The sequence below is a fragment of the Clostridium estertheticum genome (genome assembly GCF_026650985.1).
GTDB classification, from domain to species: domain Bacteria; phylum Bacillota; class Clostridia; order Clostridiales; family Clostridiaceae; genus Clostridium_AD; species Clostridium_AD estertheticum_C.
Window position 1 is genome coordinate 2946658 of sequence record NZ_CP086239.1, and the last position, 26478, is coordinate 2973135.

Annotated in this window: 22 protein-coding genes; 3 read left to right on the forward strand and 19 right to left on the reverse strand. The window is 33.4% G+C overall.

Annotated features, from left to right (window positions below):
* Nucleotides 1-194 precede the first annotated feature (194 nt).
* Nucleotides 195-1100, forward strand: coding sequence for a helix-turn-helix domain-containing protein (locus LL038_RS14065; RefSeq protein WP_216121995.1), 906 nt, complete (start codon nt 195-197; stop codon nt 1098-1100).
* Nucleotides 1101-1316: 216 nt separating this feature from the next.
* Nucleotides 1317-1742: an HTH domain-containing protein gene (locus LL038_RS14070; RefSeq protein ID WP_216121997.1), complete on the forward strand. Its 426-nt coding sequence runs from the start codon at nt 1317-1319 to the stop codon at nt 1740-1742.
* 434 nt (nt 1743-2176) lie between these two features.
* Here LL038_RS14070 and LL038_RS14075 read toward each other — a convergent pair whose 3' ends face one another.
* From LL038_RS14075 to LL038_RS14145, 15 genes are all read right to left on the reverse strand, one after another.
* On the reverse strand, nt 2177-3922 hold the full coding sequence (locus tag LL038_RS14075; RefSeq protein ID WP_216121999.1) for a hypothetical protein: 1746 nt from the start codon (nt 3920-3922) through the stop codon (nt 2177-2179).
* 112 nt (nt 3923-4034) lie between these two features.
* Nucleotides 4035-5318, reverse strand: coding sequence for an SLC13 family permease (locus LL038_RS14080; protein ID WP_216122001.1), 1284 nt, complete (start codon nt 5316-5318; stop codon nt 4035-4037).
* Between the two features lie 76 nt (nt 5319-5394).
* Complete coding sequence (dapA, locus tag LL038_RS14085; RefSeq protein ID WP_216122003.1) at nt 5395-6303, reverse strand: 4-hydroxy-tetrahydrodipicolinate synthase; 909 nt, start codon at nt 6301-6303, stop codon at nt 5395-5397.
* A gap of 33 nt (nt 6304-6336) precedes the next feature.
* Nucleotides 6337-6471, reverse strand: coding sequence for a hypothetical protein (locus LL038_RS14090; protein ID WP_268055871.1), 135 nt, complete (start codon nt 6469-6471; stop codon nt 6337-6339).
* 78 nt (nt 6472-6549) lie between these two features.
* Nucleotides 6550-7710, reverse strand: a complete 1161-nt coding sequence (locus tag LL038_RS14095; RefSeq protein WP_216122005.1) for a sialidase family protein — start codon at nt 7708-7710, stop codon at nt 6550-6552.
* A 38-nt stretch (nt 7711-7748) separates the two neighbouring features.
* Nucleotides 7749-8444, reverse strand: a complete 696-nt coding sequence (locus LL038_RS14100; RefSeq protein ID WP_216122007.1) for a TerC family protein — start codon at nt 8442-8444, stop codon at nt 7749-7751.
* Nucleotides 8445-8479: 35 nt separating this feature from the next.
* Nucleotides 8480-8938 carry a YhcH/YjgK/YiaL family protein gene (locus LL038_RS14105; protein WP_216122009.1) on the reverse strand — a complete coding sequence of 153 codons (459 nt, stop codon included), beginning with the start codon at nt 8936-8938 and terminating at the stop codon, nt 8480-8482.
* Between the two features lie 30 nt (nt 8939-8968).
* Nucleotides 8969-10126, reverse strand: a complete 1158-nt coding sequence (locus LL038_RS14110) for an iron-containing alcohol dehydrogenase (protein ID WP_216122011.1) — start codon at nt 10124-10126, stop codon at nt 8969-8971.
* 35 nt (nt 10127-10161) lie between these two features.
* Complete coding sequence (dapA, locus tag LL038_RS14115) at nt 10162-11037, reverse strand: 4-hydroxy-tetrahydrodipicolinate synthase (protein WP_216122013.1); 876 nt, start codon at nt 11035-11037, stop codon at nt 10162-10164.
* 36 nt (nt 11038-11073) lie between these two features.
* Nucleotides 11074-12069 carry a 4-hydroxythreonine-4-phosphate dehydrogenase PdxA gene (pdxA, locus tag LL038_RS14120; protein ID WP_253200227.1) on the reverse strand — a complete coding sequence of 332 codons (996 nt, stop codon included), beginning with the start codon at nt 12067-12069 and terminating at the stop codon, nt 11074-11076.
* Nucleotides 12066-13376 (reverse strand): four-carbon acid sugar kinase family protein, encoded by a 1311-nt coding sequence (locus LL038_RS14125; RefSeq protein WP_216122015.1) that lies wholly within the window; start codon nt 13374-13376, stop codon nt 12066-12068. Before LL038_RS14125 ends, pdxA begins: the two co-directional genes overlap by 4 nt.
* 349 nt (nt 13377-13725) lie before the next feature.
* Nucleotides 13726-15558: a sigma-54-dependent Fis family transcriptional regulator gene (locus LL038_RS14130; RefSeq protein WP_216122017.1), complete on the reverse strand. Its 1833-nt coding sequence runs from the start codon at nt 15556-15558 to the stop codon at nt 13726-13728.
* An 807-nt stretch (nt 15559-16365) separates the two neighbouring features.
* Entirely contained in the window at nt 16366-16551 is a 186-nt protein-coding gene (locus LL038_RS14135) for a DUF6440 family protein (RefSeq protein WP_216122019.1), read from the reverse strand.
* 323 nt (nt 16552-16874) lie between these two features.
* Nucleotides 16875-17843, reverse strand: a complete 969-nt coding sequence (locus LL038_RS14140; protein ID WP_216122020.1) for an alpha/beta fold hydrolase — start codon at nt 17841-17843, stop codon at nt 16875-16877.
* Between the two features lie 296 nt (nt 17844-18139).
* Nucleotides 18140-19699, reverse strand: a complete 1560-nt coding sequence (locus LL038_RS14145) for an FN3 domain-containing metallophosphoesterase family protein (protein ID WP_216122023.1) — start codon at nt 19697-19699, stop codon at nt 18140-18142.
* Between the two features lie 358 nt (nt 19700-20057).
* Between LL038_RS14145 and LL038_RS14150 the strand changes: the two genes are divergently transcribed.
* Nucleotides 20058-21260, forward strand: a complete 1203-nt coding sequence (locus LL038_RS14150) for a YibE/F family protein (protein WP_216122025.1) — start codon at nt 20058-20060, stop codon at nt 21258-21260.
* A 245-nt stretch (nt 21261-21505) separates the two neighbouring features.
* Here the strand turns inward: LL038_RS14150 and LL038_RS14155 are convergent, their stop codons facing one another.
* From LL038_RS14155 to LL038_RS14170, 4 genes are all read right to left on the reverse strand, one after another.
* Nucleotides 21506-23119 (reverse strand): mannitol dehydrogenase family protein, encoded by a 1614-nt coding sequence (locus LL038_RS14155; protein WP_216122027.1) that lies wholly within the window; start codon nt 23117-23119, stop codon nt 21506-21508.
* Between the two features lie 130 nt (nt 23120-23249).
* Nucleotides 23250-24263: a zinc-binding alcohol dehydrogenase family protein gene (locus tag LL038_RS14160; RefSeq protein WP_216122028.1), complete on the reverse strand. Its 1014-nt coding sequence runs from the start codon at nt 24261-24263 to the stop codon at nt 23250-23252.
* Nucleotides 24264-24311: 48 nt separating this feature from the next.
* Nucleotides 24312-25379 carry a mannonate dehydratase gene (uxuA, locus tag LL038_RS14165; RefSeq protein ID WP_216122030.1) on the reverse strand — a complete coding sequence of 356 codons (1068 nt, stop codon included), beginning with the start codon at nt 25377-25379 and terminating at the stop codon, nt 24312-24314.
* A gap of 49 nt (nt 25380-25428) precedes the next feature.
* Complete coding sequence (locus LL038_RS14170) at nt 25429-26451, reverse strand: zinc-binding alcohol dehydrogenase family protein (protein ID WP_216122032.1); 1023 nt, start codon at nt 26449-26451, stop codon at nt 25429-25431.
* Between the last annotated feature and the right edge of the window lie 27 nt (nt 26452-26478).

Consider the following 26478-nt stretch of genomic DNA (forward strand, 5'->3'; position numbering starts at 1 on the left):
GATTCTAAATTTCACGATTTTTTATCGTATTTATATCCCTAAATATTGGTTTCTGTCCTACTGCTGCTCGTATTTAAAGATATTGTAAGATAGACCTATCTGTTTTATACTAAATATTGTATATGCAGATTTATTCTATTGAATGAGCTAAATCTTTTTTTCAAAGTAAAAGGTATGAAAGGACAGGTGTCATTATGAAAGACATTATTTCATTGTTTTATATTATTTCATTATTTGCAGGTGTATCATCTATTTCAATTTCCTATTTCATATACAGTAGTAATAAAAAGAAAGCTCTAAAGTTTTTTATAGCATTGAATCTTTCTTTTTTTGCTATTCAGAATTCAATAGCATTAGGACTGTACTCAAAGTATGTAGCTCAAGTAAGCTCATTTATACCATACCTATCTAAATTTTTAGATTTTGTTGGTACATCATTTAGCTCTTTATTAGGGATATTCTTTATAAATTATCTTTTCGGTCTAGAAATAACAAACCTAAAAAAGAAAATATTTTTTTCTGTTTTTACATTTCAATTTATAGGAATAGCTATATATTATTTATTTGAAACACACTATATTTTTAAATTTATAATACATGCTTCCATTATTTCAGTAATTATATATGAACTCTATGTTGGACTTAAAAACTATAAACAGGTTGTAAATAAAGATTTAAAACAAGCTATAAAATCTTTTGTTTTAATAACCATAATATTTCTACCTTTTATAATGATTGAATCATATAGACCCTATATTCAACTTATTAAAAACATAGAGCTATTAAAAATGGCAGCACTACCTTCTTATTTTTTAACAATAAATATCTTTAATCTTATATTTGTTTTAAAATATTTTAATACACCCTCATTTATCGCTAATAATAAACTTACAGATTACTTTAAGCAAAAATATGATATTACAGAAAAGCAAAGCGAAATTATAGAACTTATCATTAAAGGATTAACATATAAACAAATTGCTGAAAAACTTTTTATATCATCTAAAACTGTTGATAATCACGTACAAAATATATATAAAAAATTAAATGAAAACAGTAAAATGCAATTATCATATTTCGTGCGTTCAAATGAAAAATAAGAACTTTAATAATTAAACAATGACCTATAGACACAAAGTGAATGTAACTCAATTGGTATTGTGTTACATTCAGAATATTAGTATAAGCTAAATATATCAACCCCAGCATCATTTTACGAGGGGGTACTTGTGACGACATATTCTAATTATGCGACACATGAATGATGTAAAACAATTTAATAAATAGTAATTTATTTTATAAGAAAGGTGATCAATATGGAAAATGTGAAAATGATAACTAAAAAAGATGTGATGGAAGAGTTGCAACTATTGATTGAAAAATACAAATTTAGTGTAGATGTGCTTTCAAAACTATTAGATGTAAAAAAAGAAGTTATTTTAAGTCAAGATGAAAAAAAATTGTTTGAAAATTCTAAAGACTTTTCTAAAATGTCTAATTTAATTTCTATGATTGAACTTAGTGGAAAAGATGATGCTGATTTTAAAATTGGAGCATTTTTGCAAGTGTTATTAGAATATCATAGTATTTCGGCAGAAACAATTGCAATAATGTCTGGAGTTAGTGAAAAAGAAGTTATTTATTTAGTGGAAAATCCTAAGCTAGTATCTTTAGAAAGTAAATATAAAATATCTAAAACAGTAATGTCATTACGCTTTTTATTTAAGGAATTAGAACCATAAATTCCAGTTTAAGCAGTTCATTAAAACAGATGATTATGTCAATTTTATAAGAGAACGTTATTACATTAGGTAATCGACTCTTAATCCTTGATAGTACTTGATTATCAAAGGAGTTAAAACTAATTTAAATTAACTTCATAATTTTAATGTAATGTTTTAGTCCAAACTCATAATACGTTCGTTTGTTTTACTAGTTTTTAGAAATTATAGCTCCATTAATGCAGGTTTGTTGGTATTAATGGGAATAGTCTGGAGCTTAGAGTATATTTTCCGCTAAAATATACCTGCACCCCAGTTATTAGTATTTAAATTTGTAAAATAAGTAACTGATGAACTGTACTATTAATCCGCTAATTATAAGTGTTGAAAGTACTGAATCGGCATTCATATTAATTTTTCCTGTACGAATAAGAAATTAAAATAGCATCAACACTTCAGGATTTAAACTCAGCATTAACAACTTTTTTTGAGCCCTCAGGACGGCTAAAGCGCTTCATGAATGCCCATGTAGCGCGGCTTTCATCATACACGGCACCGTGAGGCATGTTTTTCATGAGTGTAAAGCAAACTCTTGCCTGGCCGTAAGAGTTATTGTATAAAAAAGTCTGGAAACGTTCGCCATCTGTGTATTTGTTTTCTTGTGTGTAGTGGTTCTCACCGTTGTGCACATCGTCAGGGATAAATTTCATAGGGCTACGGATTCCGGCTTCTCTAATGCTACAATTGTTTATTTTGAGCATATTCTCCAGCAAACTGTCTAGATCGTCCCATAAGGGTACTTTATCGTCATTATCGCCGGCACAGATGAAACATGGGAGCTCATAGCCACTCAATAATATCTCTTCAAAACTGTCGGCAAAAGGCGCGTTCCACGGAGAAATTGCAGCAAAAAGTTCTGGATAGTGATTTCCTACCTGACGTGTTATCATGCCACCATTAGAAAATCCGGTAAGATATACTCTGGATTTGTCAATTGAATAGATTTCATATAGCTTATCGATAATATGCTGGAATACTTCACCATCTCGATCAAACAGCCATATGTTTTGGGGTGAATCAGGAAGAACGAGGATAAATTCCTTGGTCTCATCCGCAAGTCTATCCCAGGCGTTCTTGGTTGAAAAAATCCAAGATGGCTCCCCTCTGCCGTGAACGCTGAAAACAACATGAAGACCTGCAGCGTCTTTATAGTTCATTCCCTCAGGAAGATAGGTAGAAAATTCGTACTTAATATCGTTCATCATTACCGAATCATGTGCATAGCGATCGGAGTCGTAAAATGCAGACTTGTTAAGGTATGGTTTCAAAGTGCCATCCGGAGAATTTTTCCAGAGAATAAATTTGTTGAAAAATTGATTCATAATTGTCTTAGCGAGTACTGGAGTAGCCGAAAAGTTCCCCACTGAAACTCTGATTTGAGCAGCTTCCTCTCTTGAATTTTTATAAAGTTTTGTGCTTATGCCCTCATATTCTTTTAGTTCGGCAGGAGCAGCTATTTGGTTACTCTCAGAAAAATATGCAAGGGCCTCTTTTACAAAATTCTCGTTTGGTCCGAACATCCAGAGGCAAACTGGAATATCATGATTTCTCATATTATAGTCAGGGCTTACATTGTGGACAAGCCAATGGCTGGAAGGGTTCGACTGGGCTGTATAGTCGCATGGAACACCGCCTACAAGAGCAACACCTGCAAAACGGTTTGGGCTTGTAACAGTAACATTTCCTGCAAAAACTGCGCCTTCCCCATAGCCCACCAAATAAATAAGAGTTTCCCAACACCAGACAAATCCATTTCGTCCTGGTATACTGTCACCATTTTTTGATCTGAAATTTTTCCTGGTTTCATCATATAATTCCTCTATAAGTGTGGGTTTTAGTGCCTGCCAACCATTTTTTGCAACAGGCATGACAAGAACTGCACCATCATCTTCTGCTAGCTCAAGCCATCTTGATTCCTTTGCAAATTTTTCGACGGATTCATATGAATGAGCGTCTTTGTCGGGCGCACAAACATAAATTGTCTTCGCAGGGGTATATGTGTTTGCCTTTGTTGAAATATAGAAAAACATCTCATATTGTTTTCCATTTGCTGCACATGTAGCAAAACAAAGCACACCCAGACTGTGACAATCACCTGCCTGCGTGTGCTTTGTTTTTGTTGGCGTTTGCTTAAAGCTCACAATGACACGGCTTAAATAGCCTCTGGCATAGATCCTTCTTATGCATTAAGGGCTTAAATGGATCAAAATATTACCATTCATTTAAGCTATCTAGAATAAGTGATTTTAGAGCTTACAGTGGGAATATCAATACAGATGCGACAGTCAAAGCAATCAAACGGATGAAGTACATTGGAATTGTGTATTTCCAAAATTCTGTTAGCTTGTACTTACCAATTCCCATTACCATAGCTGGCAAACCATCAATTGGTAAGAAATGGCCGTTCCAACCTGAAAGTACGATTGCAGCAGCTGCAGCAGTCGGATTTAGACCCAAGCTCATGCAAGTAGAAATAGCCATAGGTGCAAATACATATACAGTACCTATAGTGGATCCTGTAAGGGTTGCAAGTAGACTTGTTAGCATACAGAAAACAAAGATTAGTACGAAAGCATTAACGTTAGTACCAAGCATACTAGCTACAGTTTTACCAACTAAAGCAGTTAAGCCTGTACTTCCAAGAGCATCTGCAACACCGATAACACCAGCAGACATCAAAATAATTGGAGCACCGATGTTGTTACGAATTTCATCGAAATTCAAAACATTGATAACTAAAACTAGAGCTGCAGATAAACCTGGAATCATATATGCTGCATCGCCAATTTTACTTTGAAGAATCATACCAACAACAGCCGCTAAAAAGGCTGCATATGTTGTATATTCTTTCCATTTAGGTAAATCGTAGACTATTTCTTGCGCCGCCTTACCATCTCCATTTTCTGTATCGTCAACGTTTTTGTTAGGTAGAACTTTATAACCAATTAAAGCCCATGCTATATAAGCTAATGAAAGTATTAAGTTTACAATAGAGAATTTCACTAAGTTAACTTTAATAACAGTTGAACCAGCAGCTTCTAAAACAGCAATAACAATACCATATTGTAATGTAACATTTATAGGAATTAGTGGATGGTTACATGCGAAACCGGCAGCAGCAATAACTTTACCACGTGGTAACTTGTCAGTATACTGTATAGTAGATAATATACCTAAAGTAAGAATATAAAATGCAGTTGAGCCTGTGCCGAATATACTGCTAGCTAACATAACTATAATAAATAACATTATATATGCCTTAAATCCACCTTTATTAGCCATATTCAAAACTATTCTTCTGAATGCACCAATAAGGTTAGTTTTTTCTAGAGCAGCCACGATTGCCATGAAAGAAGCAAGCATAATAATAGTAGCATTAGAAAAACCTCCGAAAGCAGTCTTGATATTGGTTACGCCAAAAATAACCATTAGTAAACATGCAAGAATTGGAGGTGCACCGAATGGAAGTTTGTCTATCATGATTAAAATAACCATGCCTACAGTGATAACTAGGGCAATAATCATTGGAATAGTCATTTGTATGATCTCCTCTCTTTTATATAGAATTATTTTTTGCAGTTGGGGACCTTATATCAATTCAAGCATACTCATATTAACGCATCCCTTTGTAAGCGTTTTCCTTCAAAACTTGTTTTAGTGCGTCAATACCTTCGTCGCATAGGTAGTTGAATGGACGGCGGCAGTCGCCTACAGGATAACCAAGCAGAGAAACAGCCTTTTTAACAACAGTGTTAGGGTTGCCATATTTGAATACGGCACGGAAGGAGGCGATGGAGTCCTGAGCGACTTTAGCCTCTTCGAGCTTACCAGCCTTGAACAGTTCATAAATAGATGCCATAACATGAGGATATACATTGGAACATCCTGCGATGCCGCCCGCACCGCCTGCCTCTAGGCAAGGTAGAATTAGCGCATCGTTTCCGGACAAAACACGGAAGTCTTTGTCTATGTCCTTTGTAAGGTTAATGTAGGCAAGTAGGTTGTCCCAGTCACCGCTGGAGTCTTTGGCACCCATGATGATGTCTACATCTTTAGCCAACTTTGCAACGGTTTCAGGCAGCAATTTGTTGCCTGTGCGTGCAGGGATGTTGTACAGCACGATTGGAATATCTACATGCTTAGCAATTTCCACGTAGTGGTCGTAAAGCTCTTTTTGTGAAGCAAGAGCGAAGCTAGGAGTGATAATGGATAGAACGTCGGCGCCAATCTCCTGTGCCTTCTTGCTAATACGAATGGTATCAGCCGTGGAAATGCAGCCGGTACCTGCGTACACCGGAACACGACCTTTCACTTGGTCGATAGTAGTCTCAAGAACCTGAATTTTTTCATTTTCGCTTAGGATGTAACCTTCGCCGTTGGTTCCGAATGGGAACAGACCATGGACGCCGCCTTCCAACATGCGTTCAATTTGGTTACGCAGCTCCTTCAAATTGATCGATTCATCGGGATTCATAGGGGTTAGAATTGGTGTGATAATACCTTTTAATTCAACATTCTTCATAATAACTCTCTCCTTTTCTATTTGCATAATAATTTATAGGATTTCTAAGTACAGATTTCTTGCATCCTCTGTAAGTGAGAACAGGCCGCAACCATCGATTCCATTGTCGGTAAACATGGCCACCCCCTTAATTTTTCTTATCTTCAGGATGGAGGTCATGTTCTCCATGGAGTTTTCTCCACCATATACGACAGGGGGCATTTTTATATTATAGGTTTTAAGTATTTCCGAATCTTCCTTGTTATCTTAGCGACTCTGGGCCGCTGTGGGGTTATAGAGTCCCACCCCCTCACGCTTTTTACCCAACACGTCCTGCTCAGTAAAGCGAACATATTTCACTCCAAGGCGGGTGTGAGACGCGTAAGTAAGATGTAGTGCTCCATCGGCTGATTGCATAAGATATGGGTACTCGTACTGACGATTGTTGGTCTTGTTCTCATCACCCATGAATCCCTCACCTCTCTCCATCCAGCGAATAATAGGGAAAGTCAGACCGCCGTCCTCAGAAAGAGCCACCGCCACCGGGCAACGTAGACCAGGCCAAGCAGCCTTGCCAGGATGAGGATCAGGTGTACAGGTTGGGTTGTACGCAATGGCGATGCGACCGCTCTGCAACCTTAGCGCGCTGATGCTGGAATTGTTGTTTGGGAGTGGAGTCATTACTGGCTCGCTCCAGGTTTCGCCCCAGTCAAAGGACTCACTACGGTGAATGCGATAAGCCTCACGGTTACGCATAAAAGCAACCAGATGTCCGTTTTCAAGCTCTACCACGTTAGCATGAACATGACCATTACTCTTTTGCATCATAACCATTCGCCAGGTCTTTCCCTCGTCGTCCGAGATGCGGAAGGCAGTTGGATCACCGGACAACCCGTCCACCGAATCGGTGCACAACCAGTTTGAAAAAATCCAACGTCCGTTGGACAGGATCTGAATCGGCTGGCGACAGAAGGTGCCCTCCTCTGGAAAAATTGTCTCATAGGATCCCCATGTCTTGCCACCATCGGTGCTCTTTTGGCAACGAACCACGGATGTGTACTGCATGTTGTCCTTTCCCTCCTGACGGTCTAGCTGAGCTGTATACATGGCCCAAACTGCATTATCAGGGCCGTAAAACAAGGAAGGATTCTGCTCACTGCGGGTGGAGTCGCTAGAGATATCGACTGGTGACAACCAGGCCGGTGCATCCTTAGGCAGGATAGAGCAGATGATGTGGATATCTGCGCTGCCCTCGTAGGTGCCTGCGAACCAGCAGCATAATAGGTCGCCATTAGGCAGTTCAACCATTGCCGGTGAATGTGCGGTTGGGTATCCGCCGGTTGGCAGCAGCGCCTCCAACATTCCCATGTCACCATTCTGGTAAATAGTACCATCCCAAGTCAGTTCATGTAACTTTGCATATTGCATATTGTTGTCCTCCTAATTTATAAATTTTTAGACATTTGTTAAAACTCTACCCCATAGGGTGTTTTCCCTTTTTTTATTACTATGTATCCATACAACATTATAGCCATAGCAAAAACCCAAGGTATTATCCCCGAAATCACATGTGGAAGGCTTAAGTATTTTATAGTTATATTATCCTCAAGTATCATTTTAAATGAGGTGTGAGCGAGTATTGCACCACCTATGAATATAACAATAGGGTGATCTTTCATTAAGTTTGCAACAAATTGACTTCCGTAAAAAATTATTGGTATGTTTATCAAAATACCGATAACAATTAATAAAACATTGCCATCTGCTGCACTTGCTATTGCAATTACATTATCAAGACTCATACTAATGTCAGCAATAATTATTACAGCTACAGCTCCCCAAAAATTATCTGCTTTTTTTACATTACACTCTGCTTCTTTAGACTCTGGCTTAATAAAGTCCCATGTTATTTTTACTAAAACAAGTCCACCAACTAACTTAATCGGCAACCACTGTATAGCCATTATTTGGGTAATGATACATGCAAATAATACTCTTAATCCTATAGCTCCTGCTATTCCTATAAAACTAGCTTTCTTCGCAAATTTAGGCGATAGGTTTTTTGTTGCTAATGCTATAACCCCAATATTGTCACCAGATAATGTTAAATCAAGTATAGTAATTTGTAGGACTCCTATGATAAAAGCCATTAAAGTTGTCATTTGTATCTCCTTCTTCCCTTTTGCATTAAAATTTATTAATTAATACAAACTTTAACAACGATTTTTTTTACATGTGATGGCTCTAAAAAAGCACAACAAGGTTTATGAGCATCCTCTGGAAAAAATATTCCATAATCACCCGTTTTAAATTGTAGTTTAGTATAGTCTGAAACGTTTTTATAAAAGGCGGCATCTCTTTCTTGTAATTTGTCTTCCATAATCTCTAGGGATTCAGTGGGCATAAATCCAATAATCTCTGTTCCAGAAACAACATACTGTATATCTATATATCTTACATGCGCTTCAAAACGTCTTTCATCAGCATTTTGTGTTGTATATTCCTGTACTAAAACGTATACATTTTCTCCGTCAACTTCATGTCTACCCACTTTAAGTGAATTTAAATCAGTATTTTTTAAAAAATTAAAGGCAGCTTTAAAATTAGTATTAATGCTAGTATAATCTTTCATATTTTTCATACTTTCAAAAATCATTTTTTGACACCCCTTCTTAATTTATTCAAATTACAACAATTTCATATAAATATTTTTCATATCATCTCTTGTCATTTCTTTTGGATTATTATTAAGTAACCTTGTTACCTTAGCCGCTGCATCAACTAATGTTTCTATGTCTTCTTTTGTGATCCCAAACTTTGTTAGATCTGATGGGATCTTTAAATCCTTTACCAATAGGTATATTTCAGAAATTACTTTTTTCCCAATATCTTCTTTTGATAATCCAGCTACATCTATATCCATTTCATTTGCTACAATTATAAGTTTATCCAAAATTGAATTTGCATTAAACTCCATTACATATGGCAAAAGCATAGCATTGGATACTCCATGAGCAATTCTATATTTTCCACCTAAAGGATAAGATAATGCATGTACAGCTACAGTGCTTGCGGATGATATGCTTAATCCTCCATAGAAAGCAGCTAAAAGCATATTTTCTCTTGCCTCCATATCACTACCGTTAATGTATGCTCGTCTTATATACTTACTTATCAGATTAATTCCTTTTAAAGCAAATATATCACTAATAGGATTTGATTTTTTAGAAATAAAACATTCAATACAATGGCAAAATGCATCTATTCCTGTAGAAGCAGTAATATGTGGTGGCAAACTTTTAGTCATTTGTGGATCAAGGATTACATAATCACCAATAAATTTATCTGTAACAATACCTACCTTTAGTTCTTCTTCTGGAATAATCACTATAGCATTTGGTGTTACTTCTGCTCCTGTTCCAGAAGATGTAGGTACCATTACAGTTTTAACACCATTTTCTATTATTAATGAAGTGTCTAATATATTTTCTCTATAACCTTCATTTTTCATTAAAACTGCAACTAGCTTTGTGGTATCCATAACGCTACCACCACCTATTGCAATAATCAAATCTGCTTTAAATTCATTTGCCTCTTTAAAAATCTGCATAACTTGCTTTTTTTCAGGCTCTGTTGGTACATCACTAATTATATTGATTTCAACATTTAAACTTCTAAGCACCTCTAATGGTTTTTCTAAAATTCCTGCATTAAAAACACCCTTATCTGTAATTAAGACTACTTTTTTTGCTCCACACATCTTAATAATTTCTTCTATTTTTAAAATGCTATCAAGCCCTGAAAAAACTTTTCTTGGCATACCTATCGAATAAACTTCACTCATTATCTTTTGCCTCCCTATGAAATTAGAATAAATTTTTATTTATAAAGTTCTAATACTTTTAATAATTTAACTTCAATTTTTTTACTATCCACATTAAATGGAGCCTTCGCTGGTCCAACTGGGTTTCCAACTAAGTTAGTTGCAAATTTTACAATTGAATTTGGATTTCCAAATTTTAAAGTATCGCGTATTTCACGAATGCTATCTTGTGCTTTCTTAGATTTCTTAAAATCACCTTTTTTCCATTCTTCATAAATGCTTACCATAATTTCAGGTAATATATTTGATATTCCAGAAATACCACCATTTCCACCTGCCATTAGAGTCCATAGAATTAATGAGTCATTTCCAGACAATACTATGAAATCCTCTGGTGTTTCTTCAATATAACGAAGTACATTATCAAAGTTTCCACTACTATCTTTTATTCCAACAATATTTTTAATTTTTGCCAATCGTGCAACAGTAGTATAATCAATATTTACACCAGTTCTTGCTGGTATATTATATAATATAATTGGAATATCTACTGAATCTGCAAGAGTACTAAAATGGTTATATAATACTTCCTGTGAACAGCCTGCAAAGTATGGAGATATAACTGAAACTGCATCTACCCCAAGCTCTTTTGCTTTTTTAGTAAGTTCAATAGTCTCTTTTGTAGTAATGCAACCTGTACCTGCTAAAACAGGAACTCGACCTTTTGTTTCATCAACAACGATACTAATTACCTTTAACTTTTCCTCAAAGCTTAGGGCATAAAATTCTCCATTAGTTCCTAAACAAAATAGTGAATGAATACCAGCCTTAATAAATCTATTAACCTGATTCCTCAATTCTTGTTCATTAACTTTTTCCTCCATTGTTAAAGGTGTAGTCATTGCTGCTATTATACCGTTTAATTTTAACATTTTATTTCTCCTTTCAAACCAGAATAAACATGTGGTTTATTTATTTTTTGGTGCTAATTCAATTGCTTGCCTCATTGCTTCAATCATACTTCGCTCATCTGCAATTCCTTTACCTGCAATATCAAAAGCTGTTCCATGGTCTACACTTGTACGTATTTTGGGTAGTCCAACTGTTATATTAACGCCATTTGCAAATCCCAAAACCTTAACTGGAATATGTCCTTGATCATGATACATAACAACAACTATATCAAATTCTCCCTTAAGGGTTCTGTAGAATACTGTGTCTGCAGGTATTGGTCCATTTACAATAATCCCTTCAAGTTCTGCTCTCTTCACTGCAGGCAATATTTCTCTTTCTTCTTCTCCATAACCAAATAGTCCATTTTCACCAGCATGAGGATTAACACCACAAACAGCTATACGTGGGTTTGGATTTCCTGCCTTCTTAAGAACATCTGCAGCCATACATATTACCTTATATACCCGTTCCTTATTAATAGATTTTACAGCATCAATCATTCCCATATGCGTAGTAACATGTATTACTTTAAGTTTTGGAGAAGATAACATCATTGCAAATTCCTTTGTTCCTGTAAGCTCCGCAAGAATTTCGGTATGCCCAGGGTAGTTATGTCCACCTTTATGAAGTGCTTCCTTATTTAGAGGTGCAGTACAGATTGCATCTATTTTGTCCTCATTTGCAAATTCTATTGCTTTTTTTAAATATTGAAAAGCAGCATTGCCAGCAGATGCAGATACCTCCCCAAAAGGTAGGTCACTAGGCAATAAATTAAGGTCTATACAATCAACTTTCCCATACTCAAACAAGGCATCATTAATATCTGTTATTATATTAACTTCAAGGCTAGATTTAACAATTTCATTTGCTCTTATTAACATCTTTGCATCACCTATAACAATAGGCCTACAATTTTCATAAATTTCCTCATACTTAAGTGTTTTCATAATGATCTCTGGACCTACACCTGCAGCATCTCCCATAGTTATTCCAATAATAGGTTTATTCAAATTGAAACCCCTCCTTTTAACATCTTTAATGCTTTAATTAATGAATCATATTTTCCAAATGCTCCTGCTTTAGTGACTACATACATATCAAATTTATTAATAGGTTTTCCGAGTGGTATACCCGGCTCAATTTCATTTATTAAGCTAATACCACAAATTTCGCTCCATTTACATACCGCTTTTGCCGTGTCACCTCCGGTAAGAATCATTCCTGCAAGAGGTATTTCTTTTAATATCTTTGACATAATTTCTCCTAATGCATTAGAGATTTGATTGGATACTTCCATTCCATCAAGACCTAATTCTTTTCCACTTAACTTTGTAGCAACAATATATTCAGGTAATGAGCATGTATAAAGACTGATGTCCTTTCCCTCTTTTGTTGCTATTGACACTTCATCAAAACACCTCTTGATTTCGTCTGCCTTCTTTTTATCAGATTGAATAATGTCCAGAACATTAAGCTCAATTTGTGCAACTTGTGGTAATTTATTAAACTGATTTACTTGGTTACTTGTTAATTGTGATAAACTTCCTGAAACAAGTATAACAGGATTTTTAGTTGGCGAAATATTCATTACTTCAGGCAATACATCAGGAAACCCAAAGTATTTTGGAATGAACTCTGCAAGTCCAGCAGAACCTACCCAAAGTATTCTAGATGGATCATAATGTGATTGAGATGCTGCTATAATTTCTAAATCATCTTCAGTTTCAGCATCAAAAATAAAAATTTCATTTTCATGTGCTCTTTCTTCATTAATTTTTTTTATTATATTGACTATACCTCCACGAACAATGTCTAGTTTTATTAATGTACATTTCCTATTGGTTTGAAGTGAGAGTAGTTTAACTACATTTGATTCTTTTACAGGTGTACGTGGGTCCCTGCCAACTTCAGTTTCACTTACTGGTACATGATTTAAATATTGAACACCCTCAACCGTTGTTCTGCCGAGTTTTGGAAAAGCTGGAACTACTATTGAATAATCAAAAGATGTCGAATCTAATATTGCATCAATTTCATATCCCAAATTTCCTCTGAGCGTTGAATCTATTTTTTTATAAATAAAATCAAATCCGTAATCATGAAGTTTACTTACAGTACATTTAACTCTCTTATAAGCAACCTCTGTTTTACTAGCACGGCTGTCTGTATCTACCACAATAACAACGTTTTCATTTGATGTATCACTAAAAAGGTTTATATCAAAAATTACATGTGTTTCAATACCTTTTCTAGCAAACTGAACACCTGAATCTGAAGCTCCTGTTAAGTCATCAGCTATTATTGCAATTTTAAACATAATAAAACCCCTCCAAAATGAATTAAAATAAGCTCTTATAAAACCTCCCTTTAATATCTATTATTAATGGTAATGAAAATTTTATTACTATACGAGCTATTTAATTGTCTGTTTTTGCAACATATTGTTTTAATATCTGTTCTGCTTATTTGTAGTATATAACTTTTCAGTACTACAAACAACTCTAATCACAAATATTGTTTATTTTTGCAACAGTTTTATTATTTCCTTTTTTTTTCTCCAAATAGTTTTTCTATTGATTCCCAATCTAATATTTAGGTTCAAATAAAGAAACCTAAAAAGTGAATATCACCTTTTAGGTTTCTTATTTGCATTTTGCAAAAACTGTTTATTTTTGCAACATTGTTGTATCATATTCCTTTAATTTTCTCCAAATAGTTGTCCTATTGATTCCTAACCTTTCCGCAGTACTAGATTGATTCATATCTTCCTCTTGCAAAATATGCCACAAAATCTTTTTTTCGATTTCTTCCCAAGAACCACCTATATCTACCATCATCGTATTTTGCGATAATTTTTTATGAGATTCCTCATGCCTCCTTAGAATTTCATCTACCTCACTTAATTCAATATACGGCCCATCTGACGCAGCAGGCATTTCTGTAATAATATTAATTAGTTCTTTCACATTACCAGGCCAACTCTCATTCATCAATTTGTTAATTACCTCAGCTCTCATCCCAACAATCTGCTTGCCATACTGTGAATTATAATCCGCTATCTTAATTCTAACAATTTCTTCAATATCTTCTAAACGTTCCTTTATAGACGGTATTTTCAAATATAGTTCTCCAATTATAGAAAAAAGTTTTTTAGAAAATTCTTCTCTAATGGTAGATTTTTCAAACGGAATACTAGATGATGCAATTATCCTCATTGAAGTACCTTTGTTAACCTCAAGAACTATCCTTTCTTGCATACTAAGTTTCATACCATCAATATCCTTAAGATAAAGTGTCCCCTTTTCTCCCTTTTGTATTAGACCTACAACATTCTCATTTCCAAATAATTCACTTTCTAGTTCTAACTCAGATAGTTGCTTACAGTCCAAAATATAAAACGAGTTTTTTCTAAATGAACTTTCTGAATGGATCGCCTGGGCAAACATACATTTTCCACTTCCACTTTCGCCATAAATCCAGACATTTCCATCTAAACCCGCAAGTTTTTTCGCCTTTTGAATACATTTTTTTATAGCAACACTTGAACCAACTATTTGAGCAAAAGTTGAAATACCAGACGGCATTTGTACTAACGAATTTTTTATTTTTGACTCATCAGTTACTAGAGATATTATGTACCGTGCCTCAATTTCATCGGGGCAAGATACTATGTTAATGTATACTTGCTTTTTCTTTATATAAATATATTGTTTAACATCTTTCTTACCCTCATTTACGATGTTTTTAATTAAATTTACTATAATAGGTACATGATAGGCAAGAACATCTCCTATAAGTTTAACCGTTTCTTCCCCTAAAATCCTTGCCGCTGCACTGTTTGTATATCTAATAATATTTTGACCGTCAACTGCTATTACACCTAAACTACTTGATTCAAGTAACTTCTCCAAAAGGTTTACCTTAGCTTTTCCTTTAAGTAAAATATCATATATCCTCTGCACTTCTTTAAATGCTTCATTTACTGATTCATAACCTGAAGTAATAAGTATCCCATGGTAACCCATTTCTTTAGCAGCCCTGACTGTAACAACATCTCCTAGCACAATTTGTATACCATCATTAAATGCCTTTTGCAGCACCTGTGTTACTTCTGTTTCTTTGTTAAGTGAATATATTGGTAAATCTATATTAAGTAATTTTCTAACAATCTCAGTTCCTTTGCATATATTACTAAATCCTATAGCTGCCATCTTTGTACTTGAATTTTTAATTAACGTTAATACATGAAGAATATCATAACCTGACACAGGAATTTCAATAACTGGTATTTCAGCGTATTCACGTATTATATTTGCAGTACCTCCACGGCTGAGGATAATATCATAACCCCTTTTATCAGCTTCTCTAGCAATTGGTATTGATCCATTTAAATCCGCAATTTCTATGTCCATAACAATATTTTCATACTTGCTACATACATCTTTAAGCAATTCTCTTAAACCTTCATATGGGACTATTGCCAATAATTTTATTGTCATAATTTTTCCTCCAGTTTCTATTGCAATTTACAACACATCCATCTTACCATTATAATTCTCCTGCTTCAATATGGGAATTGTGTAGAAATGGAACAAAAAATATTATTATATAAATATGCTCTAACTAGCTCAACCTTCTACCTAGTAATATTTATTATCAATTAAAAATAGTTCTTTACAAATACCAATTACCATGTTATTATTATCTCATAAACAAAGAAGCATAATTAACTGTTAACCTTCATTAGATAAAATAAAATAATCGCTAATAGAAAGGGGATAGTCCAATGTTTCAAATTAAATCTTCAGAGTTTTTAGAGGGTAGTAAAAGTTTATAAATAAGAGGTCTTTAGGATATGTGATAAGACAAAGAAAAATAACTTAAATTAAAATAAATTACTATACTCTACTTAGTTTAAAATTAAATATGTATATATATTAAAAGAGAATTCATTTTATTGAATTCTCTTTTTGTTGTTAAAAATAATTTCATTTTTGCCTTTAAATATAGCAATCATATTCCAAATATTTTTTCCAATTTCACAATTTTGAACAGAGCTCCGACACTCCTGCTATCGCAACAATGTCATTCTCTTGTTTAGCAAGTATTACGAGTGTATACAACCCTGATAGTATACGTATCGAAGCTTCCTTATTCTTGATGCTCTCACATTTACCCCTATTTATTGATTTATTTATAGTTGATATATAATTAATATATCGTGCTTTTACGATTGATGAAGACTTAAAGAAAGATGCAAAATAACTGAGTCTAAACTATGTTAATTCAATCCTATAAATTAGAATTTATCTATCAACTACTACCTTACCATCTGAATCTAATAATGGCGTCATTCCATTCATACCAGATCCAACAGTCGTTATGTAATTAACTCCTGTCTGAGTATCAACAACGATATATACTGCACCAAATCCTAATGACTGTTCTTCTTTAATAACAAATCTCTTTTCCTTTTTTTCTTTCCCAAACATATAAAATTCCTCCATTAAATTATTATTTATCTGTATGCTGTACAAATAGTTTTTACTTTACAATAGAATACGATATCGTCTTAGCTAATAATAATTATAGCATATTCTTACATGTATAATTATCTCTTATTTATAGAAAGAGGTAAGTCATTTCAGTTTATAATTTAAAATTAGCTTTATTATTAACATACCAAATAACACATAAAAATAACATGCTAACTATGAGGTTAATCAGCATGCTATTTTTCAAGTTGTTTTATTAAAAGAACTTCAAAACGGAATCCGTTGTTATTAATTTACCATAGCTTTTAAAACACTATCTTCTATTTCTGCATTGCTAAATAATTGTTATCCTTGTGTTGAGAATTTTTATTTTCTATAGTATTAATCATGTCTTTAATTGCATTTACTACGTACTGAGGTTGGTCTATGTATATATAATGTCCAGAATTTGGAACTGGTATTCTTTTAGAGTAATTAGAGCACCTAAGCCAATCTTCTTGTTCTGCATTTACAACTGCTTGATATATTGGACCCATGCCTTCATCAACAGCTGATAAGTAAGTTAGTGGTACATTTCTAAGTACATCTCCTGCTTGGTACACCTGCTGTGCACTTTGTAACTGTTCATCAAGTGTGCCATCTGCCTTAGTAAACTGCCCTACGAAAACTTCTTTCATTTCTGGCATATCTGAATTAATGAAATTCATCATATCCACCATAATTATGCCTGCAACCTCTTTTGGATACAATTTTGTAAATTCAACAACATCAAAGCTACCTATTGAATGAGCTACCAAAAGATAGGGTGCTTTAACACCTTTTGCTTTTAAAAGGGCATGTAAGTTACGAGCTTTATCAATGGCTGTTTTACCATTACCTTTTTTAAATATTGAGCTATCATAAGATACTGAAGAAAATTTATTATTCATCAATAATTGTCTATCTATATCATTTAATGGTTCTCTATTAGCAGTGTCATCACTTTTTCCAAGCCCCGCTCTATCATATGTTACTGTTCTTGCATATTCAGATATTTTCTGTTGAATTTCCCCCCAACCTTTTTTCGGATCACTATCAGTATTTATACCATCACCATAACCTGAATCAAACACTACAGAAATCTTACCCTTTCCTGCTATTTTAGTATATAGCCCGAAATCACCTATGCTTACCTTGCCTTCAAATTGATTATTCTGTTCCTTAGCATATGCATTCATTGAGAATGACCCCAACATTAGTGTAGCCGCTACTAGAGTAGATATAAATTTTTTTGATACATTTCTTTTCATTTTAATGCCCCCTTATATTAGATAAATAAGATAGTTAAATATATCTTACATATAAAAATATACCATATTTTATATATCAATTCCATAAGATCATATATTTTACAAATAATTATTCATTTTACTTGATGATTGTTTTTATATTTAATACCTGTAATTAAATATACCCCCTCGCTTTTACACTAACCCATTTTATGCTAATGAGCATTCAAATTTTATATGGTTACAAATTAAAAAATATGGACTGTATTGTAGTCTCCAATACAGTCCATATTTAAATTAGTATGCACAAATAAATACTATTTTGGCATTGATGCTAATCCTGTAAGATTGTCTATCCAATTGCTTGAAAAATTTTTAACATAAATTGCTCCACCACCTACTACTGCATTATTGATTTCCTGCGCATTTAATGGATCATTCGCATAATCTAAAGCAAATGCTTTTGTTCCTATTAGTACAGTACCATTAGCCATTGCATCATAATTAGTTGTTGGTGCTTTAGCTATTGTGTAAGTATCTGTCTGTGCCATTGTGTCAGTTCTATATGTTGAAATTGTTAAAGCGTTATTTGTTACGCTCATTAGTGAAATAGTTGGAACATGAATTTGTTGTTTAACAGCTTCATAAGTACCATTAAGATTAGGTGATTGCATCTCATAATATTTACTTCCGCTGGCAGAGTTAAATGTCATATAAAGTGTTCCTTTAGGGTTTACAACAGCTCCATTTGCATCTGTTGTAGTTTTCTGTGATACTCCACCTAACATTTGATTTGTTCTAGTATAACAATGATCGTGACCATCTAAAACTACATCAATTCCAAGCTTATCAAACATTGCTGGAAGAATTGTTCTTCTTGTTATTATGTCTGCATCTGTTTCATGATCTGCAGAACTATATACAGAATGATGCATTGAAACTACCTTCCATTTTGCATTTGGATTTGCTGCAATAGCACTTTTCATAAATGCCATATGACCGTCTTCACTTACGTTATTACTATTAAGCATCAAGTATAAAGTATTACCATATGTGAAGTAAGAATCTCCACCTGTTGTACCTATAACCGATCCAGAACCTGCAACTGTACCATATGTTGTTGACATATTTGGTACATTAAAGTGAGACAAATGTCCATCTCCGTAAGTTTCATGATTACCTGCGATAACGGCTATTGGTAAACTTGTAAACTGAGTTGGCCTAAAATATTGTGTATACTCTGATTCATTAATTTCTTTTTTTGTAGTAGCATCAGCAACTTCTTTACCATTATTAACTTGATCTCCTACTGATAGTAAGAAGCTGGCATTAGGAAATTTTAATGAAGCTTTGTTCATTGTATCAACCCAACCTGCTCCATCGCTTGCTACACTACCACTTGCACCAATCTGTGGGTCACCAGCTACTAATATGCTATACTGGCTTGTACTATGAGTAGTGTAATTATTAACTGTACTCCAATTAGTACCATCACCTAAGCGATATACATAAGCTGTAGATTCTTTAAATCCAGTTGCAGTTACCTTGTTAGAGAAATGGCCTTCATTTCCTGCAGTACTAGTGCCCTTAAAGTTTACTGCCTTATCAATAGGGAATGTGCTTCCACTCATATCAGACTTTAATGCAACCTGTACTAAACTAGAGGTTGTGCTATTCGCAGAATACCAAGCAAAATTTAATTGCGTTGGATCGCTACCTGGAGTTAATGCTATATCTGTGATAGTAGTATCGACACCTGCAGCTAAAGCTATTGTCGTCTTGCTATTTGATCCAAATATTCCATTCGTTGCCAATGTAAATACAAATATAAATGCAATTAGGGAACTTAACACTCCTATTTTCTTAACTTTTTTCATGAAATCTACCCCTCATTACTTATTTTTGGTACGCTAATCATTTCATAGATACTTTTAATATTTTTACACCTTCCTTATATTATATTATCTTGTAATAACCAACGTCGCCTAATGGCTTAATTATATCAGCGATTGAAAATTTGTTCTTTCCCATTTGTGTAAAGTATATGTTAAATATATGTAAAGTTTGAAATACATTGTATTATTAATTGAGAAAATAAATTTAGAGATTTTTATATGATTCACTTAACTTAACACAAGCTTTACAAAGACATTACCATTTAATTTTATAACTAATATATAATTAAAGTAAATTATTTTGCGAATCACATCTTAAAAATTTGTCTGGAGGAGAGATATGTTAAAAGCTTCAAGAGCATTTAAATTTACCACCTTAATTATAGGTATATTGTTATTTTCCCTTTTTCTGTATTTTCTAAATTCCAGTACTCGCTTCACCCATAATAATCAAAATTCTACTTCCTATGTTAAATATGAAAAAGCGAAGGTATTGGTTGTGGAAAATGAATCTTTAAAAAGTTACCCAAATGCAACTAAGATTTATCTTGGCACTCAACAAATAAAAATAAAGATTCTTACAGGAGTTCATAAAGGAGACATTAAGACAATTACAAACTTTTTATCAGATACTCACAATGTCTACGTTAATCAAGGAATGAAGATTATTGTGGATGTTGATACTGGAAACCCAAATATGTACGCAGTCACCGTCTACAATTATTATAGAGCGCCTGTTCAATATGTTTTTATTTTAATATTCTTTGTAGCATTGTGCTTAATTGGTGGAAAGAAAGGCGTGAGATCTGCTATCGGTATCTTAATTTCTTTTATTCTTATCTTTTATATGTTTCTCCCAATAATATACAGAGGATATTCACCCATTTTGGCTTCTATTTTGCTGGTAATTATATCTTCTTGTGTTACATTATTTTTACTAAATGGGTGGAGTGCAAAAACGGTATCAGCTATTTTAGGTACCATACTTGGGGTCTTCGTTGCGGGTAGCATTGCCACTCTTATCTGCAATCTAGCTCATTTATCAGGATTTAATATGGCTGATGTGGAATCATTAAATATGATTTCAACACAATCAAACATGCAAGTTCAATGGTTACTAACAGCTGGAATTCTAATATCTTCCCTTGGTGCTGTAATGGATGTTAGTATATCTATTGCTTCTTCCGTACAAGAGATATATTCATTAAACCCTAAACTTACTGAAAAAGAACTATTCATATCTGGTATGAATGTAGGCAGAGATATGATGGGAACCATGGTAAATACCCTTATTCTTGCGTTTGCAGGTACTTCACTTAGCATGTTTATAGTAATTTACTCTTACAATTTAACTAACAATCAATTGTTTAATATGGATATGGTGAACATAGTGGTGCTCGAAGGCTTAACTGGTAGTTTTGCTGTGATTTTAACCGTTCCAATTATAGCCTATATTTCCTCGCAACTTATTCCAGACTGGATTAAAAATGAAAAGGAAAAAGATATAGATAGTAGTGAACAAGTGGGTATTGATCTAAAATAGCCACTTTATAAGCTCATCCTCAACGATATTTATTATCAATTAAAATCAACCTTTTACAAATACCAATTACTACACTCTACTTAATTTAAAATTAAATATGTATATATATATTTAAAGGGAATTCATTTTATTGAATTCCCTTTTTGTTGTTAAAAATATCTTATAATCCGCCTACTAAAACCACTTTTCTAGAAAAGGATATAGTTGTATGCACGGATGCTGATTTATACTACATAAATTGAAAGTTACTTGCAATTTACATATTTATTCAATGTCAACCTTACTGTTCCAACACCAGCAATCATTTCATTGAAATAATTTTCCACTTTTTCTCCAAGACCTATAGTATAAAGATTCAACCCAAATATTTCTTCATTAGAAAGTATTGGTTTTAACTTATTACCTACGTTTTCTGTTTCACTTAACTTTATATCCGAAACATAAGCTTTAAGTTTATTTAGTAAAGGATCAGGACTTAATTCCATTTCCTTACCATTATCATCTTTAGCCATTAAATACCTACACCAGCCAGCAATAGCAAGTGGTATATATTTAAGACTTTTAGGATCTAGGTCCTCTCTTTCTATATAAGATTTAATTGTTTCGCCAAATCTTATCCCAATTTTTTGAGAAGTATCTGATACTATTCTTTGTGGAGTATCTGGTATATATGGATTAGGAAGTCTTACCTCAATTACTTCTTTAATGAAATCTTCTGGATTAAATATTTTAGGATTAACAACTACTGGCATCCCTTCAATATAGCCAATATTCTCCACTAGCTTCTTTAAAGCAGGATCTTTCATTTCATCTGCAATGAGATTAAATCCAAGTAAACATCCGAAAATCGCAAGTGCAGTATGAAGTGGATTTAAGCAAGTACACACCTTCATTTTTTCTACCCTTTCCACAGTTTCTCTATCAGTGAAAAACACTCCAGCCTTTTCAAGTGGCATACGTCCATTTGGAAAACTATCTTCTAATACAAGATATTGTGGTCCTTCTGCGTTAACAAAAGGTGCAATATAAGTATTACCTTTTGTAATAACTATATCGGTACTATCAAACCCAGATAAATTCAATGTTTTTTTAACACTATCTGAGGGTCTTGGTGTGATTTTGTCTATCATACTCCATGGGAATGATACTTTATCTGGATTATTGATATACTTTAGAAAGCCTTTCTCAACCAACCCATCATTAGCCCATTTTTCTACAATTGAATTTATTGCATTATAGAGTTTTTCTCCATTGTGCGAACAATTATCCATGCTTACAAGTGCAATTGGTAATTCTAAAGTTTTATACCTTCCGTACATTAATGACGCAACTTTAGCTATAACGCTTCTCGGATGTTTTAGTCCATCAGCTACATCTTCCTGTGAAATATTTTTTATACTATAACCTTTTTCAGTTATCGTAAAACTTACCATGCTTAAAGATGCTTTTGTAAATATTGTTTGTAGGCGTTTCCATTCATCTTCCCTTGAATAATCACATACTAAACTTTCACCTATACTTCCAATGACTTTTTTATCTAAGCTACCATCTGGCTTCATAGTTACGAGCAAACTTAAATTATCATAAGGAATATAAATTTTGTCTATAATTTCATAATCATAACCCTCTACTGCCACAATCCCGGTATCTGCAATGCCACTATTTAATAATGTTTGTTGCAATACTGCAATAAATCCACGAAATATGTTTCCTGCTCCAAAATGTACCCATGTAGGATTCTCACTAGTTAAAGATGACATATTATCAAAATCAAATTCTGGAAGTTCTATTCCTGCTTTTTTCCATCCTTCTACTTTTTTAATACTTGATTTATTTAACTCTAAGTTTATTTGTTTCATATTTAAAAACATCCTCTCTTATAAATAGTTTTCAATTATATTTAAACCCAGTACTAATTGAAATTAACAATACAGATGTCTAACGTTACATAGACAATCTATATTGTTAACTTAAGAATTTTCTTTATTCTTATAATATAGCATTAATTTTTAGATATCTTTCAGGATGTTCTGTAAGCTCTTTTACTGCCTCTGGAACCTGATCTAATGTTACTACTTTACTAATAACCGATTTAACATCAACAGTTCCTTTAGACATTAATCTTAATGCCTCCTCAAATTCATTTGCACTATTTCTTGATCCTTCAAAATCAATTTCCTTTTTTGTTAACATATCTGTCGGAATACTTGTCTCTTTTTTAGGCCATCCTGTAAGAGCAATTCTTCCTCCATATGATACATAATCAATAGTATTTCTTATAGCGGAATTAGCACCTGAAGCCTCAATTACTACTTCTGCCATTCTTTCATTAGTAATCTTTTTTATTGCCTTGATTGAATCCTCATTATTAGGATTAATAATATACTTTACTCCTAATCCTTTTGCAAATTGTAATCTCTCATCAACAATATCAACTAATATTGGAATTGCATCATAGGCTATTACTGATAAAGCACTAAGAACACCAATGGCACCTGCTCCATTGATAACTACATGTTCTCCTGCTTTAACATGTGTTCTATGAATAGCATGTAAAGCTATAGTTAAAGGCTCAGCTGCTGGAATTTGTTCCCAGGGTATATTATCTGGAACCTTATATAACATTTCCGAAGGATGCGTAAACATTTCAACCATGCCACCATCAATATGCACTCCTAATACCTTTAAATCTTCACAGCAATTAGTTCTTCCTATACTACATGGGTAACATTTGCCACAATATATATATGGGTCAATAATTACTTTATCTCCAACTTTTATACCTCTTTTATTTTCGCCTATTTCCAATACTTCGCCTGCTAATTCATGTCCTATAATTCTTGGATAACTAACAAGAGGATTAGACCCCCTGAATGCTCCTACATCTGAGCCACAGATACCTACTGATTTAATTTTTATTAATGCTTCACTTTCTTTTCTAATAGGTTCTTTAATTTCCTCAATTCTTATCACATTTGGTTTCTCCAAATAAACTGATTTCATAAAACTATTCCTCCTATTTATTTCAACTTATATATCACCTAAATTTACTTACTTAGACATTTTTTTAATACTTTCCCAAATACCATTTAAATACGTAGCTCCTAAAGCCCTATCGTACAACCCATATCCAGGCATAGCTACTTCGCCCCAAATTGCCCTTCCATGATCAGGTCTAATAACTCCATCAAATCCAATATCATATAATGCTTTCATTATTTCAAACATATCAAGAGAACCATCAGAAGACAAATGTGCAGCTTCATCGAACTTACCTGGTGCAAGATGTCTAATATTTCTAAGATGACCAAAATGGATTTTCCCCTTTAATGAACGTATAATATCTGGAATATCATTATCTGGATTGGACCCAAGGGAGCCTGTACATAAAGTAACTCCATTACAAGGACTATCAACCATAGTTACTAATTTTAATAAATTTTCTTTTGATGTCATAATCCTTGGCAAACCAAACACTGGCCAAGATGGATCATCAGGGTGAATTGCCATCTTAATCCCATATTTCTCGCAAGTTGGCATAATTTTTTCTAAAAAATACTTTAAATTAGCAAATAATTTTTCTTCATCTACATCTTTGTATAAATTAAATAATTCTTTGATTTTTGCCATACGTTCTGGTTCCCATCCTGGGAGTACAAAACCATTAGACTTTTTATCCATAGAATCCATCATTTTTTCTGGATCGATTGCATCAATTAACTCTTGATCATAAGATAATACTGTAGACCCATCCTCTCTTAATTTTGCAAGATCTGAACGCGTCCAATCAAATACAGGCATGAAATTATAACATACCAAATCTACGCTTTCTTGTCCCAATCGCTCTAAAGTTTTAATGTAATTATCAATATATTTATCCCTATCAGGTGTTCCTACTTTAATTGAATCATGGATATTTACACTTTCAATTCCTTTTAGTTGTAATCCTGCATCTTCAATTTCTTTTTTAATTTCACGAATTTTTTCAGTTTCCCATACTTCTCCAGGTTTTGTATCATATAATGTTGTAATTACTCCAGTAACTCCTGGTATTTGTCTAATTTGTTCCAAAGTTACTGAATCAAATTTTTTTCCAAACCATCTTAATGTCATATCCATAATTTTTTTCTCCTCTAATTATATATTTTTTTAATTCTATAAATTTTAATTACTTATCAAAAGTTAATACTATTTTTCTAATACTAGGATCTTTGCTATCTACGAAATCAAATGCCTTTTGTGCATCTAGATAATTGAATGTATGAGAAATACTATTTTTCAAATCTAAATTTCCTTCCTCAACTAAATTTAAAACTTCTTGGAATTTTTTATTTTGTAATCTAGAGCCTCTTACATCCAATTCTTTTGAAGTAATTTTAAATTGTGTAACAACTGTTGGATCTATAGAAAATCCCATTGTAATTACTCTACCTGCATTTCCTGTTAATTCTAACAATGTAGCAAGAGAGTCTTTTGTACAAGCTGCATCAATAGAAACTGTTGGTCCATATCCTCCAGTCAATTCTTTAGCCCTTGCCACCACATCTTCCTTTAAAAGATTTATTCCATAAGTTGCACCATTTTCCTTTGCCCTTTCGATTTTTTCATCTACTACATCCACTACTATAATCGTAGCTCCACTTAATCTTGCAATCTTTAATATACTGCTTCCTAAAGCACCACATCCAAGGATGAGTAAAGTATCCTCTTTACAAAGCTCAGCTCTAGAACAGCTTTGTACTGCAATTGTTGCTGGTTCAATCATTACCGCATCCTCATATGATAAATCATCCGGCAATATATATACATCTGATTCTGGCACTGCAATATATTCACGATAACCACCATGAATATGTACTCCCCTTACCTTTAAGTTTGCACAAACGTTACCTCTCCCATGTTTACAAGCATAGCATTCACCACAGTTAACTACTTGATCTATAATTACCCTATTACCAACTTTAATTTTTGTACAATTATTACCAACCTCTATTACTTCTCCAACCATCTCATGTCCAATAACCCTTGGATAAGTAGCTGCTGCATTTTGACCATGATAAATACCAACATCCGAACCGCAAATACCAGCCGCTTTCATTTTAATTAGCACATTATCATGCTCTGTAATTACAGGTTCATCCATATCTACAATTTGTAAGTCGTAAGGTTTTCTAATCATAACTGCTTTCATTTTGACATCTCCTAAATTATTTTATTT